This window comes from Peribacillus sp. Aquil_B1 (assembly GCF_022603275.1).
Classification (GTDB): domain Bacteria; phylum Bacillota; class Bacilli; order Bacillales; family DSM-1321; genus Peribacillus.
This window is the reverse complement of record NZ_JAKXEE010000002.1, coordinates 626,362-644,368: the sequence shown is the minus strand read 5'-3', so window position 1 is coordinate 644,368 and position 18,007 is coordinate 626,362. Positions and strand designations below refer to the sequence as shown.

At 43.0% G+C, this 18,007-nt stretch carries 17 protein-coding genes; 8 read left to right on the top strand and 9 right to left on the bottom strand.

Annotated elements, in window-relative coordinates:
* Positions 1-162: 162 nt before the first annotated feature.
* On the top strand, positions 163-630 hold the full coding sequence (locus MPH60_RS16885; protein ID WP_241590719.1) for an Lrp/AsnC family transcriptional regulator: 468 nt from the start codon (positions 163-165) through the stop codon (positions 628-630).
* Between the two features lie 97 nt (positions 631-727).
* Here MPH60_RS16885 and MPH60_RS16880 read toward each other — a convergent pair whose 3' ends face one another.
* A complete protein-coding gene (locus tag MPH60_RS16880) occupies positions 728-1,126 on the bottom strand; it encodes a carboxymuconolactone decarboxylase family protein (protein WP_241590718.1) in 399 nt (132 codons plus the stop codon).
* Positions 1,127-1,244: 118 nt separating this feature from the next.
* Between MPH60_RS16880 and MPH60_RS16875 the strand changes: the two genes are divergently transcribed.
* Entirely contained in the window at positions 1,245-1,667 is a 423-nt protein-coding gene (locus MPH60_RS16875; RefSeq protein ID WP_241590717.1) for an Lrp/AsnC family transcriptional regulator, read from the top strand.
* Positions 1,668-1,896: 229 nt separating this feature from the next.
* Positions 1,897-2,829 (top strand): catalase family peroxidase, encoded by a 933-nt coding sequence (locus MPH60_RS16870; RefSeq protein WP_241590716.1) that lies wholly within the window; start codon positions 1,897-1,899, stop codon positions 2,827-2,829.
* A gap of 273 nt (positions 2,830-3,102) precedes the next feature.
* Here the strand turns inward: MPH60_RS16870 and MPH60_RS16865 are convergent, their stop codons facing one another.
* A complete protein-coding gene (locus MPH60_RS16865) occupies positions 3,103-4,773 on the bottom strand; it encodes an ABC1 kinase family protein (protein WP_241590715.1) in 1,671 nt (556 codons plus the stop codon).
* Positions 4,774-4,787: 14 nt separating this feature from the next.
* Positions 4,788-5,090, bottom strand: a complete 303-nt coding sequence (locus MPH60_RS16860; protein WP_241590714.1) for a phasin family protein — start codon at positions 5,088-5,090, stop codon at positions 4,788-4,790.
* Between the two features lie 218 nt (positions 5,091-5,308).
* Here MPH60_RS16860 and MPH60_RS16855 point away from each other — a divergent pair, with 218 nt between their 5' ends.
* Positions 5,309-6,058: a glucose 1-dehydrogenase gene (locus MPH60_RS16855; protein WP_241590713.1), complete on the top strand. Its 750-nt coding sequence runs from the start codon at positions 5,309-5,311 to the stop codon at positions 6,056-6,058.
* A gap of 2 nt (positions 6,059-6,060) precedes the next feature.
* Here the strand turns inward: MPH60_RS16855 and MPH60_RS16850 are convergent, their stop codons facing one another.
* Both MPH60_RS16850 and MPH60_RS16845 read right to left on the bottom strand, forming a co-directional pair.
* The gene (locus MPH60_RS16850) at positions 6,061-6,267 is read right to left on the bottom strand and encodes a hypothetical protein (protein WP_241590712.1); all 207 of its coding nucleotides are present in this window, start codon (positions 6,265-6,267) and stop codon (positions 6,061-6,063) included.
* Positions 6,268-6,355: 88 nt separating this feature from the next.
* Complete coding sequence (locus MPH60_RS16845) at positions 6,356-7,147, bottom strand: TIGR00266 family protein (RefSeq protein ID WP_048687434.1); 792 nt, start codon at positions 7,145-7,147, stop codon at positions 6,356-6,358.
* Positions 7,148-7,337: 190 nt separating this feature from the next.
* Between MPH60_RS16845 and glpK the strand changes: the two genes are divergently transcribed.
* Positions 7,338-8,828 (top strand): glycerol kinase GlpK, encoded by a 1,491-nt coding sequence (gene glpK, locus MPH60_RS16840; protein WP_241590711.1) that lies wholly within the window; start codon positions 7,338-7,340, stop codon positions 8,826-8,828.
* Positions 8,829-8,893: 65 nt separating this feature from the next.
* A complete protein-coding gene (locus tag MPH60_RS16835; RefSeq protein ID WP_207439698.1) occupies positions 8,894-9,361 on the top strand; it encodes a CBS domain-containing protein in 468 nt (155 codons plus the stop codon).
* Positions 9,362-9,413: 52 nt separating this feature from the next.
* On the opposite strand, the gene MPH60_RS16830 is transcribed toward MPH60_RS16835, so the two are convergent.
* The 4 genes from MPH60_RS16830 to MPH60_RS16815 form a co-directional block, all read right to left on the bottom strand.
* Entirely contained in the window at positions 9,414-11,528 is a 2,115-nt protein-coding gene (locus MPH60_RS16830) for a peptidoglycan D,D-transpeptidase FtsI family protein (RefSeq protein ID WP_241590710.1), read from the bottom strand.
* Between the two features lie 354 nt (positions 11,529-11,882).
* A complete protein-coding gene (locus tag MPH60_RS16825) occupies positions 11,883-12,236 on the bottom strand; it encodes a hypothetical protein (RefSeq protein ID WP_241590709.1) in 354 nt (117 codons plus the stop codon).
* Positions 12,237-12,310: 74 nt separating this feature from the next.
* On the bottom strand, positions 12,311-13,453 hold the full coding sequence (locus tag MPH60_RS16820; RefSeq protein WP_241590708.1) for a DUF2515 family protein: 1,143 nt from the start codon (positions 13,451-13,453) through the stop codon (positions 12,311-12,313).
* A 59-nt stretch (positions 13,454-13,512) separates the two neighbouring features.
* Positions 13,513-13,674, bottom strand: coding sequence for a hypothetical protein (locus MPH60_RS16815; protein ID WP_241590707.1), 162 nt, complete (start codon positions 13,672-13,674; stop codon positions 13,513-13,515).
* 507 nt (positions 13,675-14,181) lie between these two features.
* Between MPH60_RS16815 and MPH60_RS16810 the strand changes: the two genes are divergently transcribed.
* Together MPH60_RS16810 and MPH60_RS16805 are read left to right on the top strand one after the other, a co-directional pair.
* Positions 14,182-15,933 carry an ABC transporter ATP-binding protein gene (locus MPH60_RS16810; RefSeq protein WP_241590706.1) on the top strand — a complete coding sequence of 584 codons (1,752 nt, stop codon included), beginning with the start codon at positions 14,182-14,184 and terminating at the stop codon, positions 15,931-15,933.
* Positions 15,930-17,948 (top strand): ABC transporter ATP-binding protein, encoded by a 2,019-nt coding sequence (locus MPH60_RS16805; RefSeq protein WP_241590705.1) that lies wholly within the window; start codon positions 15,930-15,932, stop codon positions 17,946-17,948. The genes MPH60_RS16810 and MPH60_RS16805 overlap by 4 nt, the downstream gene beginning before the upstream one ends.
* The last annotated feature ends 59 nt before the right edge of the window (positions 17,949-18,007 follow it).

The window sequence follows — 18,007 nt, the reverse complement described above, 5'->3', positions numbered from 1 at the left end:
CCCTTTGGTAAATTCTGAATTTTCTTTTTCTATTTGATTATTTTAATGATAGAATATTAACTGGAAAAATTACATGCAAAAAAGAATGTATTTATTGCTATCCATACAACATTTTAAAGAAATATATGCTTATATTCCTTCATTATGAAAGGCGGTTGCTTCATGGATGAAATAGATGTCAGGTTACTGGAACTTTTACAAAGAGATGGACGCATTACCATTAGTGAACTATCGAAGAAATTGGCTCTCAGTCGACCTAGCATCTCTGAACGTATGTATCGCCTGCAAGAAAAGGGGATCATTGAGGGTTTCAGCGCAAGAGTTTCACCTCTGGCAATAGGAAGGGGTGTACTTGTGTTCATTCAGGTGAGTGAACTTAAGGTTCCTGTTTCCGATTTTGAGACATTGGTGAAAAATGATTTAGACATTATCGAGTGCCATCGTGTAACAGGGACAGTTGGATATTTTTTGAAAGCTGCTTTAGCTGATATGGACAGCATGAGATTACTGATCGATCGATTGATACCCTATGGACATCTGAATACATCCGTGGTTTTGACATCCCCGGTTCCTTCCCGCTCCATTCTTCCAAGGATCAATGAAATGGAGGATAATGGGGCGAAATCTTAGGTGGTAATTCAACGTAAATGGATTCAGTGACCGTTCAAACTACAAAATAGGTTTATTACAGAAAGGAACGAGGCACGGAGCCTGTTCCTTTTTGTCGTTACTTTAAATCCACCAATGCCCCGAAATATTGCTGGGCGGTTGTAAAACAAATGAATGCCAATAGTTCAGAAATTTCTTCATCACTGAATGCCTCCTTCAACACTTGGAGAAACTTTTCCTCCGTTTTTTCACGTTGCAAGAGGAATACCTCCGCAAAGGCGATTGCATAGCTTTCTTTCATATCTTCCGGCTTTAGTGGAGTTCCTTTTGCCTGGCAGTATAAGCAGCCATTACCATAGGCCAGCACCCTTCTGACGTTTTCCTTTAACTTCTTCGAAAGTTTCCCATCTGCAGATAAACAATCTGAAAGCTCCGACCATTTATGCGAAATCTCTTCAGAATGAAATAATCTTTGAAATGGACTGGATCCCTGCGATGATTTTTTAATTCTTGTCATGAACATCTCTCCTTTGAGATAATCTTAATATAAAAATCCAGGAATTTTAATTTCGTTTGTAAAGTATTACGGTTAAATAATGAATGAATGTAAAGAAAAGAAGGGGGATAATTTCAAAATGAAAATAGATGAAAAAGACCAGAGCATCCTTGCCGAATTAACGTTGAATAGCCGAATTTCCATGAGGGAATTGGCAAAGAAAGTAAACCTCTCCGCCCCCACCGTTGCCGAACGGGTACGGCAAATGGAGTCGTTCGGGATCATTAAAGGGTATGTTGCCGAGATTGATCATAAAAAGATAGGCTTTCCGATTGAGTGTATCGTGGAAGCAACGATAAAAAATGGCGAATATGAGAAATTCAAAAAGTATATTTCCAAGGAGCCGAATGTTGACTTTTGTTACCGTATTGCCGGGCAGGCTTGCTTTATGCTGAAAATCCACACTCAGAGTCTTGAAGAAGTGGAGGAATTCATCAATCGGACCATTCCTTTTGCGGCAACCGTTACCCATGTGATCCTTTCACAGGTGGAGCGGGAATAGGAATGAGTATTTTTATAATGGTATAAAAAGAGATCTGTATATGCCGTTCTTGAATTAATGGATAAAATCACGTGTCCATAAAGGTATACATAAGTTTGCAGCACCTGGATATTTCCAGGTATTTTTTTTTTGCAATCAATGCTTTCGGTGATTCAAGAAAGAATAAGCAAATGGAATAAAGGGTACATGTAATAATGGATTATAATCTGAAAAGGTGGGGTGAGGTATCATGGAGGGAACTGACGACTTGAAACCTGAACTAGCCAGGGAAGCAGTTAATGTGATTGAAGATGTAGCTGGAAAACATCCTGGTTATCGGCGTGCACATGCAAGGGGATATGTTTATGAGGGGGTTTTTACTCCAAACGGAAAAGCGTCCCCATTAACGATGGCTTCGCATTTTCAGGATAAAGCAGTGCCGGCGATCATTCGGTTTTCAAATAGCTCGCCGATTCCAAGCCATCATGATGCCATTTCCCCTGTAAAGGGCATGGCAGTCAAGTTTCAATTGCCGAATGGAGAGGTGTCAGATCTTATTGCGGTGACCATTCCGTTATTCTTTGCGAAAACACCGGAAGCGTTTGTTGATATTGCTGGTTTTTTCAAATCTGCCAAAGAAGGTTTCCCAAATCTGAAAGAGCTTGCAAAAATCCTGTGGAAGTACCCTGAAAGCAAGGCAAGCCTGCAAATGCTTAAAGAAATGCGTTCTCCAGCCAGTTTCTCAACGTGTCAATATTACTCCATTCATGCATTTTATTTCATTAACGCGGAAGGACGGCGGCAGGCCATCAAGTACGAGTGGGTGCCAGATGCCGGCCTAAGTATGCTAGAAAAAAAGGATTTGGCCAAGCATTCTCCAGAGTATCTGAATGAAGAAATGGAAGAGAGGCTTAAAGAAGGTCCGGTGGGCTTTAAATTGAACATACAAATAGGAGGGGAGAATGACCCGACTGACGATCCAACCACAGCTTGGTCGGAAGATAAACAGGTAATCACGATTGGGCATTTAATGATCTCCAAAAAATCGGAAGTGAGTAAAGATACTTTATTGTTTGATCCAACCAATATTTCTGAAGGAATCGAGTGCTCGGAAGACCGGATCTTGCATTTTCGCCATAGTGCGTATGCCGTTTCATATGAACGACGGATAAATAACCAATGAATGAAATCACGAAAAGGGAACCCCGTATTAAAGGGGTTCCCTTCAGACTGTAGGAAAACCTGTTTTCAGAAATCCACTCCCTTTCCAACTGTCAGACAGGCCTCTAATCAAATCAAGCGTCTGTGGGGTTTTGGCTAGCAAGCTATTCGCAGGAGTGGAGTGTCGCAAATTTCTTCAATCTGGTGAGAATTGCAGTAAAAAACTTAAAGGATAAGGACTTGTTTTAAAATCATGGTTCGGGATGAGACCAATCTGAACCCTTTTTATAGTAGGTTACATTTTTCCGGATCTGAAAATGGTGTAGAGCATAAGTAAGAACATCAGGGTTGCAACGACAAATCCAATCTCGATAACCGGTATCTTCCATAGGATCAAGGTTTCCCCGCCTATTGCAGAGCCGATAATGAGACCGACCATGATTATGCTGAATGCAAGCAGGATAATACTGAACGACAGCCGATTCGAGATTTGATCAAGCTTATGTAGAAATACTTGAAGTTCGGGAATGTTGATATCGAGGCGAAATTTCCCTTTTTTAATGATGCCTGTCACTTCCTTGATATCCTTGGGCAGTTCGGCCATGGCTTCAGCAGACTCGATGAATTGATTCCAGGCGTTTTTCGCAATGTTTTTTGGATTGTAGCGTTCCTTAAAAAGCCTCTCCCCGAAAGGTTCAGCTGCCTTCATGATGCTGAAATTCGGATCTAACCCTTCGACAATGGCCTCCATGGTAAGCAGAGCCTTGCCGAGCATCGTGAATTCGGGAGGGATTTGGACTTGATGCCGATTGGCAACAGTGAACAGGTCATTGACTGCTCCGCCTAAACTGATTTGGCTCAATGGGATATCATAATATTTATTTCGCAGCTCATCAATATCCCCCCTTAATGGGGCCATATCTATTTCGTCCGTCAGGAGGCCCATATCAGAAAGCGTCTTGATCAATCCATTGGTGCTTCCGCGTTTCAGGTTGATGACTAGCGAGGCGAACTGATACTTCGTTTCCTCCTCAAGACGTCCTACCATTCCGAAATCCATGAGTGCAACGACATTTCCTGGCAAAATGATGATATTGCCAGGATGGGGATCGCCGTGGTAAAAGCCATCGATCAATATTTGGTGAAGCATGGAGTTCGCTAATCTTTCCGCGATTTGCCGGCGATCATAACCTTCATCATCAAGCTGTTTATAATGATTGATCTTAATTCCTTGAATGAAATCCATCGTCAGGACCCTTTTTGTGGAAAACTCCCAATGAACCCTTGGTACCTTAAACCCTTGATCATCGATGAACTGCTTGGCGATTCTTTCCCCGTTTCGACCCTCGGAGTTATAATCGAGTTCTGCACGGAGGGATTTAGCGAATTCATCAATCATTTTTCTGATTTGGTAGCGTCTTGCCCAAGATATGCGAGCTTCCATAAGTCTTGCCAAATCATCTAGAATTTCCAAATCCGTTTCCACTGTCGGCAGAATATCGGGCCTCTGCACTTTGATTGCTACGACTTCCTGTGAAGGAAGCCGTGCCGTATGGACCTGTCCAATTGAAGCGGTTGCCAGAGGGGTTTCATTGAATTCAAGAAAAATGTTTTCCAAAGAATCGCCCAATTCACTTTCGACAATTTTGCGAACCTTATCAAATGGAAAGGGGGCCACCTGGTCCTGTAGCTTTTCAAGTTCGCGGACGATCTCGTCGGGAACGAAATCACGCCTCGTACTTGCAATCTGACCAAGTTTAATGAATGTTGGTCCCAAGCTTTGTAATATCTTATGCAGCCGCTCTCCGATTGAGCGGAGGTTCAGGTTTTCATCGGGTTGGAGTTTCGATCCCGCTTTGCTCTCGGATAATCCGAGGCGATAGATGAAGTAACCGAAACCATTTTTCAAGAAGGCATTAATGATTTCCTGGTAACGATGTGCGTGTTTCAGTCGCTTGCGAAACATTCAAGTACCTCCTGTCACGATTGTAAGTTTTGGTTCTGCTTCTCCAAAATTACGATACGGCGCTCCAATTCCTGAACTTCTTCTTTAGTTGCCAAGTTTAGGCCATTGAGCGCTTGATTGACTTTGGCCTTGACGGAATCATCCAGCTGCTTTTGGGCTTGTTCCCCTTTTTCGACCCATTGTTTCAAAAGGACCCTGGAGTCTTCTTTGCTGATATCGCCTTTTTTGACAAGAGAGTCCACTGCTTTTTCAATTTGCTCTTTTGTAGCAGCGGCAGCACCTAATCCTAAAGAAAACACATTTTTTAATAAGTCCATTTTTACATTCCTCCAATATAAGTTTTTACACCGTAAGAAAGATAATAGTGGATGCTGTTCACTCTGGTTCATTCTTGCTGTTATTATCTATCATACATCACTTTAGGGCAGCTAGAAAAATATAAGGGTCCTGCAGGTAATGATGATAGGAAATTGTTTGAAGTGAAGCGAATTGGATATTATGATAGGGACAAACCTGTGAAAGTGAGGATGGAATAATGGGTTTCAAAAATAAAACGGTGATTGTAACAGGCGCTTCGAATGGTATAGGGAGAGGCGTGGCAAAGGGATATGCAGAAAACGGCGCTTCAGTCGTTCTCGCAGATTTGGACGAGCGGGAGGGTCTTCTGTATGTGGAAGAGCTTAAAAGTAACGGTCATGAAGCCATGTTCGTCAAAACGGATGTACGCAAGGAAACTGACATCCAACATTTGATGGATGTAACTCTAAAAACATATAAGACCATTGATATATTAATCAATAATGCAGGAAAGGCATTATTCAAATCGCTTTATGACCTGACGATTGAGGAATGGGACGATATGATGAATACGAATTTGCGCAGTGTTTTCCTTTGTTCCCGGGCTGCGGCAGAATCGATGCGGAAAAATGAAAAGGGGGGTGCAATCATCAATTTGGCATCAACCAGAGCGATGATGTCTGAGCCTGATTCGGAATCCTATGCAGCGACAAAAGGGGGGATCAAAGCACTGACACATGCACTTGCCGCTTCTTTAGGCAAAGAGAACATTACGGTCAATTCGATTTCTCCGGGATGGATTGAAACGCGAGATTATGAATCGCTGAGGGATAAAGATCACCAGCAGCATTTTTCGAATCGGGTTGGCAAGCCTGAAGATATCGCAAGGGCCTGTCTTTATTTAACGGCATCGGAAAATAATTTCGTTACGGGTGCGGATCTTATCGTCGATGGAGGCATGACAAGAAAAATGATGTACGAGGAGTAATCTCATTTTTTCCGATAAAGATATTGCAGTTCAGTCCCGAGTTCACGGTTGAGCAGATGCTCCATTTCTTCAAGCTCTTTTATGCCGATTGGGCCATCGGCAGCTGTCCAGTGAATGGTATAAACAAAATAGTAATCTCTTATTTTTCGGAAAATAACAGGCGAATTCGGGAATTGATCAAAAATTGCCTTGATATTATAGCGTCTCATGTAGGACCACTTAACAAGCTGCATGTAGCTACCCATCCTTTTCAAAAGAGATCAATGACTGCCATAGTGGCAGCCATTGGTCCAGTTCTTATTTATCGTTGAATAAATTGAATAAGCCTCTAGCTACGCTGCCTTCTTCGGAGGAACCTCCATTTTGCGGCGCTGCAGCAAATACACGGCTTGCAAGCCGGCTGAATGGCAAAGATTGCACCCAGACGGTTCCGGGTCCTTTTAATGTTGCAAAGAATAAACCTTCGCCTCCGAATAAAGCGGTTTTCACGCCTTTTACCGTTTCAATATTATAATCTACCCCGCTAGTCATTGCTACTAAACATCCTGTATCGACGCGTAATATCTCTCCGGCAGCCAATTCTTTTTTATGGATCGTGCCGCCGGCATGAACGAAGGTCATTCCATCTCCTTCAAGTTTTTGCATGATGAAGCCTTCACCGCCAAAGAAGCCTGCCCCTATCTTTCTTTGAAACTCAATTCCTACTGAAACGCCTTTCGCTGCCGCAAGGAAGGCGTCTTTTTGACAAATGATTTTCCCGCCCAGTTCGCTTAAATCCATCGGGATGATTTTACCTGGATATGGCGAGGCGAATGAAACATGTTTTTTATCTCGTCCTTCATTCGTAAAAGCCGTCATGAAAAGACTCTCACCAGTAAGGAGCCGTTTCCCGGCACCGAATAGCTTACCCATCATTCCGCTGTCACCATTCGAAGATCCATCGCCAAAGATGGTTTCCATCTTGATTTGATCTTCCATCATCATTAAACTTCCAGCTTCGGCAATTACCGTTTCCTGAGGATCCAATTCCACTTCAACAAACTGCATATCATCTCCATATAATTTAAAATCTATTTCATGGTTATTCATTTTCCATTCCTCCTATCAATCTTATTTTCATTGTAAAAGATAAACTCTTAACCTGCCAATATTTTTCAATTTTTCGCCGTAATTTATATATTTTTTGTTTTCACGGGTATATCTAGTAAAATGTAGGAAGAAAAACAGCATGTCACTTAAGCGGGAATGACCCTTTTCTTAAGTGCAGGAGGAGACAGCCATGGAGACTTACATATTATCATTGGACCAGGGAACGACAAGTTCCCGGGCCATTTTATTTAATAAAAGCGGGGAAGTTTTGCATATTGCGCAAAAGGAATTCACCCAATATTTCCCGAATCCTGGATGGGTGGAGCATAACGCCAATGAAATTTGGGGTTCCATCCTATCGGTAATCGCTTCCTGTCTATCGGAAATGAATGTAAAGCCTGAACAGATCGCTGGAATTGGCATAACGAATCAACGGGAGACGACCGTGGTATGGGATAAGGAAACAGGTCAGCCGATCCATCACGCCATCGTCTGGCAATCTCGGCAGACAAGCGAAATTTGCACGCAATTGAAGGATGGAGGTCTCGATGACTTATTTTTGCAAAAAACCGGTTTGTTGATTGATGCTTATTTTTCCGGTACAAAGGTGAAATGGATTCTTGACCATGTAGATGGGGCTCGGGAAAAGGCTGAAAACGGAGACTTATTGTTTGGTACGATCGATACGTGGCTGATATGGAAACTATCGGGTGGTAAAGCACATGTAACCGATTATTCGAATGCTTCAAGGACGCTGATGTACAACATTCATGACCTGAAGTGGGACGAAGAGCTGCTGGAAATCCTGCAAGTGCCGCGATCGATGCTCCCGGATGTTCGTTCTTCATCGGAGATATACGGGAAAACAGCGCCACACCATTTCTTTGGGCACGAAATCCCGATTGCCGGAGCAGCGGGAGATCAACAGGCCGCATTGTTCGGCCAAGAATGCTTTGAAAAAGGAATGGCTAAGAATACGTATGGCACTGGATGCTTCATGCTGATGAATACAGGAGAAAAGGCAGTGAAATCAGAGCATGGCCTGTTGACGACGATTGCATGGGGTCTAAATGGAAAAGTCGAATATGCCTTGGAAGGCAGTATTTTTGTCGCAGGTTCAGCCATACAATGGTTAAGGGATGGGCTGAAACTCTTGCAAGATCCGAAAGACAGTGAAAAGTATGCTTTGCGGGTCACTTCAGCCGATGGTGTCTATGTAGTTCCCGCATTTGTTGGATTAGGTACCCCTTATTGGGATAGTGATGTCAGGGGAGCTGTTTTCGGACTGACAAGGGGGACATCAAAGGAGCATTTCGTCCGGGCAACATTGGAAGCATTGGCCTACCAGACAAAAGATGTCCTTAAGGCCATGGAAGTCGATTCAGGGATTAACCTAAAGGCATTGAGGGTCGATGGCGGCGTTGTCAAAAACAACTTCTTGATGGAATTTCAAAGCGGCCTCCTGAATGTACCAGTCGAAAGACCCGTTATTAGTGAAACGACAGCGTTAGGAGCGGCGTATTTGGCTGGGCTCGCTGTTGGATATTGGGAAGATCAGGAAGAGATTTCAAAGCTATGGGCAGTCGATAAGAAATTCGAACCCGGGATGGAAGAACAGGAACGGAAGGATTTATATAATGGCTGGAAAAAGGCAGTTCAGGCGGCAATGGTTTTTAAATAGAGTAAGTAAGGGTATTATTAGAGAGAGGAATACAGAACGTACAAACTTAAAAAAGGGGTGGTAATATGTTAGTTAAGGATTTCATGATAAGGGAAGTCTACGTAGCCCGTCCTGATTTTACATTAAAGGAAATTCTGCGGATCTTAATCGAAAATAAAGTGGGCGGGGTCCCCGTTGTGGATGAACAAGATAAGCTATTGGGAATGGTGACGGACGGGGATATCCTCCGTTATTTGACACCTGCTGAGGAAGCCATCATGGGGTATTTCACCTACATTACGGTTCTTCCCGGTGAAGAATTGGATGAAAAGGTTACATCCAAAATGAATGATAAAGTCTCACAAATCATTAAAAATAAAAGGATTACAAAGCTATCTCCCGAAGATCCGCTAGATGAATTGATAAAGGTCCTTTCCAAGCATCATTTCAAGAAAATCCCCGTCGTGGACAAAAATGATAAAGTCGTCGGCATCATAAGCAGGGGAGATGCCCTTAGGGCCCTTTATAAGGAATTCGTTCAAAAGCTGGAATAAATGGGGATCATAAAAAGGCCTGCTCGATTACGAGCAGGCCTTTTTGTAATCATCATTGAGTGCTTTCTACTGCTTTGTCTGCATCAGATTCACCTTTTGCTCTTTTTTCCTTCAATTTAAAGTAGGCGTCCATTACGTCCCGCCCGATCCGTTTGTTTATATCATCAGAGGGCTTGCCTTGATACACCCATGGCACGACGACAGAAAATGCCACTTCCGGATTATTGTGGGGTGCATAACCTACAAGCGTCAAATTGATAGTCGGGACTGGCGCGCTATATTGATTTCTCCGCGGTCCGTCGTAAAAGGCCTCGGCAGTACCCGTTTTTGCTGCCGCACGGTAGGACTTACCGCCGAAATATTTATATGCCGTCCCGCCTGGCTCCTGTGCGACCTGTCTGAATCCTTCCTGGACACGTTGCAGCCAAACGTCTTTTCCGCCTAAGTCGTTTAACACTTTGGGACTCATTGTTTTAAAGACGCTCCCCAATTCATTGTGTTCGTTGGATGGATTCCTGATTTCCCTGACCATATGGGGCTCAAGCCTTTTTCCGCCATTTGCAATCGTCGATACGTACTGTGCCAATTGCATAGGAGTATATGTATCATACTGCCCAATCGATAAATCCAGCAGCAATCCGTCTGTTGACATATCGACTCCTTTAAACCCTACGGATTCATTTGGCAGGTCGATGCCTGTGCGGACACCCAATCCAAATTGGGCATAATGATTCCGCATGATTGAATAAGCTTCCCGGTTGATTCCTAACGGCCGGTTAGGGATATAATGACCGCCGGCAATTTTGATTGCCGTCATGAACATATAGACATTCGACGATTTCTTTAACGCAGAGACATCGGTTACATAACCCAAATCACTATAAGATCCTTTGGGCTTAGCACTTGCTAAAAGGAGTTTTCTGTCAAAAAAAGCTGTCCCTGGTGCGATGGCTCCTGTCTGAAAGCCTGTGTAGACAGTGGCTCCTTTAACAGATGACCCCATCGTATAGGATGTCGTAATGTTTCCAAGGGCAAAATCATTCATTTCGGTCAAGCCGGTTTTACTGTTGCGGCCGTATTGCCTGCCGGCCATCGTGATCACCTCGCCTGTATTCGGGTCCATTAAAACGACGAAGGCACGATCCAATAAGTAGGTATTTCCTTTGGCTTTCGTTTTCCGCAATTCTCTCTCGATGATTTTTTCAACCTGCTGCTGCAGCTCCATATCAATTGTAAGGACCAAGTCTTTTCCGCTTTGCCCTTCAGTGAGGGTATTCGTTTTGATGACTTCCCCTTTACTCAGCACATTTTCAACCCGAGTCTTTTGACCGCGCAGGACATCTTCATATTGCTTTTCGATATAACTTTTTCCGACCCGGTCATTCCTGGTATAGTCGCGTGCCAGATAATAGTCGATATTTTCACTGGGAATGCCTTCTTCGGAAGAAGAGACCTTGCCAAGAACCGAGCGGAGGGTCTCATCATACTTATAGGTCCTTTCCCAATCCGTCGTTACATCCACGCCTGGCATTTCATCCAAATGTTCGCTGACCCTGGCGAATTCCTCAGTGGTGACATCTTTATTCTTCACGATTGACGGTGCGAGGGCATAGCCGCTATTGAATTCCCGGAAAATGGCGATCACTTCCAATTCATCCTTGGTGAATTCGTTGATATCCTCATCGGTTACCCGTTCCATTTGAAGTTTGTATAAATCTTTTTGCTCCAGTTTCTTTTCGATTACTTTCTTCTTCTCGGCCTTAGTGATCAAGGCTTCGGCTTCTTTCGGATGCTTTAAAATCCAAAAATCCTTTTTATCCGGCAGGGTTACCTTTTTGGTATCTTTTTCTATCAAGGTGGCAAGGACCTCTGCCGTCTTCACCATATCGGCCGTTTTTGTATTCGGGTATTTCGTATAGGTGATGGCATTACGCGGCTCATTATCAACGACCGGATTCAAGTTGCGGTCATACATCTTGCCACGGGGAACGGGGGTATTGGCCACATCGTTTTCCGTTCGGTCGACTTCCCGAAGGTAATCATCCCCATACACGATTTGGACGATGCCAAGCCGGATTATTAAGCTTGAAAATAAAATGAATATTAAAAAGAACATAAAGTTCAGTCGGAAAGGAATTGGGGTTTTTTTCTTTTTTTCTTTGGCCATCATTAACATTCCTTTCTAGTAAAAGTAAAAAATAAGAAAATTCCTATCTCCAATGATATATAAAATTAACTTATTTTTCTATGCTTTATCCGTAAATTTATCTATATTTCCAAAAGATTGTTCTGAAGTTATATTATCCCTAGTAATCTTATAATTGGGAAAATTGATACAAATATAAAGGTCAATGGGGGTTTTAATAGATAAAGAGAGGACGAAGCGGCAAAGCGACAATCATGAGGAGAGATGCATATATGAGTCGCTCTTGTGATCAAAGTGCGTGGAATTTGTAAATGAATGAAAAATGTCTTAAAACTTAATAATCCATTCACAATGACTTAAGTACCATGATAAGCATTAATTTGCTTCATATTTGCTAACGGGAGCTTGAGTCGTGACACTGATAATCTCTTTGAAATATCCGGAAAGCTCAAGCCATTTTTCAGGGTAAATATAGTTGAAGCGTTCTATCGTTTCTAGGGAGTGAAGCACAAGGCAATCGATTTGTCCCGTTTTTTTACTTTGTATATTGAATAGAAGCTCATGCGGGATTGTGTAATAAGGGTGGATTTGATACGGATTGAGTATGACCGGGGAAATATTCTTCTCTTCCATATACTTGTCCGTTACGATCTTTTGGATTGCAAAGCTTTCATCCGTATGTAAATCCCCGATTTTGTAATTTGGGTTCAATAGTACAATGCCTCTCATTTGCTTCACCCATCCTTTTTGCTAACCATTCTTGCCAAATGGGGGAAGGGATATTCAAAGTAAGAGGCTTAATGCTAGAAAATGGCTTTCATTCCGTTAAGGGTTTTGAGATGCTTGACATTTTCGAGCACCTCGTTGGTCAAGTCCGCCCTTTTAATGATCGGTAAACTTCTTAAATCTTCTATGAAGCTTTCATTCGTGAACCAATCAAAGGAATGGGGAGGAAAGAATAGATGATCTTTCCATGCATCATGAAGAGTGGGGCTGAAAACTTTATCATCTTTTGACGTGGATGCATCAGAGGTATATATGCTTGCCCAGTAATCCTTTCTGGAACCCGTGTGGGGAATCTCTTTTGTAAATTGGCCAACACCGCGAAAAACCACCGGATGCTGAAAAAGAAGCTCATATAATGATTTGCCCGTTTCAATACGCTGTTTCGGGTCGGCAAAGCGTTCAACGGTAAGGCCTGTCAAGGAATGAAATCCTTTTTGCTTGTTTGCATAAGGAAAAATCACTTTCATGAAGCCTAAGTATTCCTGCAGCTGAAAATCAAGCCTGCGGAGGATTTCGCCATGACGGGTGCGTTTTAATATCCTTTCCTGAAGCATTCTTTGTTCATTGATGATAAGGGCCGTTGTCAAAAGGGGTGAATGGGGTTCTACAATGAAAGATTCCCAAATCGGGGCCATGAATCTTGAAATGCGGAATACCGGTAAATACCTTCTTAGCTGAAGTTCTTTTTGTTTGGAATGTTCATATAAAAGAAGCTGGGGGAAAGCATCAGCAAATATGGCTGAATTGGCGCGCTCAAGGAACAGGAAGAATTTCTGCCGTTCCGCTCGGTCAAGGAGGTGGGTCATGGCTGAACTTTTCAAGTCAGTCATATGGTATCCTCCATTCCTCGAAACCATATGTGCTAAAAAGGCCCAATGGACCTCTGGATTACGATGGTAAAAGGCAAGATATGCTTGTGTTCTTGTGATATTGTTCCGGTTCAAGGCAGCCGTCTCGGTTCGAATCCTTTTTATAAGAGCCGTTTCCTCAGGGAAAAAAGCTTTTGACTCATCAAAAGGCTGAAAGAGCTCTTTTTTTAAAAGGGATTTTAGCGTGCCATATCTTTCAGCATCGATGATGGGTTTTGTTTTGGCAGGGTGTTTACCCAACAGCTTTTGAAAATATTGGGAGAGCATGCAATCACCACGAATGTTTTTCAATCATTATATGCAGAGCCGTCGAGAAAGGGGCGTTGCATTTGCAACGCCCCCAGGTGATGTCATTTTTTCTTTTCCCGGTACAATAAAATATAATAGACTATCCAGAAAAGAAACACAGGAATGAAGGATAAAAATCTATATTGGACCGGTACGGCAAATAAGATGAAAATGGATGATAATAAAAAGGGAACCGCCAGGAGTATATATTTTCTCCATTGCATATGCTGAACCTCCTTAGGTTACGTCATCCTATAAGAATAAAGGAATATCCATCAATAATCTAGAAAAGTCGCAATTGACAAAAATAAGCAAACGTAGTAATCTTTGAATATAAGTTAAAAATTACCATTAATTTTAAAAAAGGAGGCGAACGTCATGACTAAATCAGTTAAGCACAGTGATGTCATAATCGAATATCATACGTCCGCCTGCCCAGAGACCTTGTCTTTCTAGACAAGGGATCCGACGTGTTCATTGATCATTTTAAAGCGCAGGTTGTGGAATTTTCGCGGCCTGCGCTTTTATATGTGTTATTACGCATCTAAAAAAGCTTCCGCTAATTGGCGGGGGCTTTTTGGCATTTGGGTTACAGGTGCATTTGCATCCTTTCCATATAAAAGATAGGAGGAGTTTAAAATGAGACAAAAGACATTGGAAATTTTATTGAAGCCGGGAGATCCAGAAAGCGGTTAGCGAGTGAAAGGTTTGACCAAAAGGGAGGGGAATTCATGTTTGCGATTTTTAAAAAGCTGTCCTGGTTCTTTAAAGAACAGTGGCAGCGTTACACCTTGGCGATTTTATTTCTATGTCTAGTGAATATCTTGGAGGTTATCCCGCCAAAACTTGTCGGGAATGCCATCGATGATATGAACAATGGCACCATGACGCAGGAAGCGGTCATGAAATACGTTATTTATTTGCTCATGGTATTGATCGGCAGTTACCTATTTGGTTACTTATGGAGTTATCTGTTATTCGGCGGAGGTAACCTGGTCGAACGAAAACTAAGGTCCGGATTTATGGGCCATTTGCTGAAAATGACGCCGAGCTTTTATGAAAAAAACCGTACAGGGGATTTAATGGCAAGGGCAACCAATGATTTAAAGGCAATATCCCTCACGGCTGGTTTCGGGATATTGACCCTCGTTGACGCAGTGCTGTTCACCATTACGGTAGTGGTCATGATGGGGGCCACGATCAGCTGGCAGTTGACGATTGCGGCGGTGCTGCCGCTTCCGATCATGGCAGTGATGATGCAAATTTACGTGAAGAAAATTTACAAACGTTTTACGGATGCACAAGCAGCCTTTGGTACTTTAAATGACAAGGTCCTGGAATCCATTTCTGGTGTCCGTGTTATCCGGGCCTATGTCCAGGAACGGGAAGATGAAAAGCGGTTTGATGAAATGACCGAGGATGTATATCGCAAAAATCTAGCCGTGGCAAGAATCGATGCCCTCTTTGATCCGACGATCAGCATTATCATCGGCATCAGTTATTTAATCGGGCTGGGCTATGGCGCTTATCTTGTGTTTCAACAGGCCATAACGCTTGGCGGACTTGTTTCGTTCAATGTGTACCTAGGCATGTTAATCTGGCCGATGATCGCGGTGGGTGAACTGATCAATGTCATGCAAAGGGGAAATGCTTCATTAGATCGTGTTCAGGATACCCTTTCACATGAAGCGGATGTGAAGAATTCAGTTGGGCTGGGGAGTATTGCGAATCCGGGAAATATCCAATTCGATTCAGTGTATTTTACATACCCTTCCTCAACGGTTGTGAATCTATCCAATATTTCCGTTCAGCTTGATCGCGGTCAAACATTGGGGATAGTGGGGAAAACAGGTAGTGGAAAAACGACATTCGTGAAGCAATTGCTGCGGGAATACCCATTAGGAAAAGGTGAAATCGCTTTTGCAGGCATGCCGCTGGAGCAACTGAACCTTGAAGATATTCGTAAATGGATCGGCTACGTTCCACAGGACCATTTTTTATTCTCGAAGTCTGTTAGGGATAACATCTTATTCGGTAAAATGGATGCAACGGAAGATGAACTGGCTAAAGCTATCCGGCTTGCGGATTTTGAGAAGGACTTAATGATGCTGCCAAACCGTCTTGAGACACTAGTGGGTGAGAAGGGTGTCGCACTATCCGGAGGGCAAAAACAGAGGATTTCGATTGCCAGGGCACTGATCAAAAATCCAGAAATCCTTATATTGGATGATTCCTTATCTGCTGTAGATGCAAAAACGGAAACGACGATCATCGAAAATATCCAAAATGAACGAGCAGGGAAAACGACCATCATCACAACCCATCGCTTATCAGCCGTTCAGCACGCGGACAGGATTATCGTGTTGGACAGCGGAGAGATCATCGAAGAGGGGTCTCATGCGGATTTGCTGCTTAAAGATGGCTGGTATAAGGAGCAATATGAGCGACAGCAGGTTGACGAAGGGAAGGAGGTGAAGGCATGAAGGTCGTAAAGAAACTTTTTAATTATGCTGCCCTTTATAAAAAATTGATCATTGGCGCCCTGATCATGCTGGCACTTTCAGTAGCGGCCGATTTAACGGGTCCTTTCGTTGCCAAGAAAATCATCGATTCACATATACTTGGCATTGAATCTTCCTGGTATGAGACGGATAAAGGAAAGGATGCTGTCAAGTACGATGGAAATTGGTATAAACGGGCTGATTACTTTGCAAAAGGTGAGAAGAAAGGCAGGGAAGTCCATGTTCTGCAGGTTGGCAATCAATTTGTCTTCGTAAATGAAGCTGTCCCTATCGATGGGCGCAGAACCTTGGAGGACCAATCATTGATCATCAGGAAAGACGGGAAAGAGCAACGTTCACAAGCAGTGAAATTGACAAGTCAGGAAGTGATGGGATTTTACCAACCGGAAATCCCTCGGATCATTAAGCTTGTGGCTTTTTATTTTAGCCTTGTCATCCTTTCCTCCATTTTTCAATATGGACAGAGCTTTTATTTACAGAAAGCGGCGAACCGAATCATACAGAAGATGCGAAATGATATTTTTAAGCACATTTCCCGTCTGCCGATACGTTATTTCGATAATATGCCGGCGGGTAAAGTTGTGGCAAGGGTTACGAATGATACGGAAGCGATCCGGGAATTATATGTAACCGTGCTCGCCAACTTCTTCTCGAGTACAATTAATATCTTCGGCGTTCTAATTGCTTTGTATATTCTGGATCCACGAGTCGGTACCATTGGCACTTTACTTATTCCGATCATCGTCATCTGGACGATAGTATACCGTAAATTCGCCTCGAAATATAATCACATCATTCGGGAACGGGTCAGCGATATTAATGGGATGATCAATGAATCCATTTCTGGAATGAGCATCATCCAGGCATTTGGGCGTGAGAAGGAGACGAAGCAATCTTTTGAAAACCTCAACCGGGAGCATTATTCCTACCAAAATAAAATGCTCCATTTGAATTCGTTGACGGGTGGAAACTTGATTGGCGTCATTAAGGTTTTGGCGCTAATGGCATTCGTCTGGTATTTCGGCGGGATTTCCCTTACAGCGAGTTCGGCCTTTTCATTAGGGATGATGTATGCAATTGTTGATTTGATCAGCCGCCTGCTTCATCCGCTTCATGGAATCGTCAATCAGTTCGCTAATCTTGAACAGGCGCTTGTTGCAGGGGAGCGGGCATTCAATTTATTGGATGAGCAGGGATTGGCAGTCAGTGATGAAAACATGTCCAGATACAAAGGAAACGTGCAATTCGAACATGTTTCTTTTGGCTATAAGGATAATGAATACGTGTTAAAGGACATTTCCTTCTCCGCCAAACAAGGAGAAACGGTCGCTTTAGTCGGCCATACTGGTTCAGGAAAAAGTTCTATAATGAATTTATTGTTCCGCTTTTATGACAGCAGTGAAGGGCAAATTAAAATCGACGGAAAGAATATATTGGATATTCCTCATCAGACGCTTAGGGAGCATATGGGAATCGTCCTTCAGGATCCCTATTTATTTACTGGCACCATCGCCTCCAATATCAGTCTGAACCATAAAGGCATCACAAGGGAAATGGTTGAAAAATCATTAAGAGATGTCGGGGGGGACAAAGTGCTGAAGCATCTTCCTTTAGGGCTGGACGAACCGGTGATTGAAAAAGGCGGAACGCTGTCTTCCGGACAACGGCAGCTAATCTCTTTTGCCCGTGCTCTTGCATTCAATCCGGCCATATTGATTTTGGATGAAGCGACAGCGAGCATCGATACCGAAACCGAGGCAATTATCCAGGAGGGAATGGAAGTGCTGAAAAAAGGGAGAACGACCTTCATCATTGCACATAGACTTTCCACGATAAAAAATGCAGACCAAATTCTTGTACTAGATAAAGGGCGGATTGCTGAGCAAGGTACACATGAGGAATTAATGGAACTAAAAGGAAAGTACTATCAAATGTATGAACTGCAGGCTGGACCGCATAAAGGCATGGCTGGCTGACACAATTGAATAACGGTGGTTCATCAAGATTAAACTATAAAGAGGGTGCCTATTGGTAC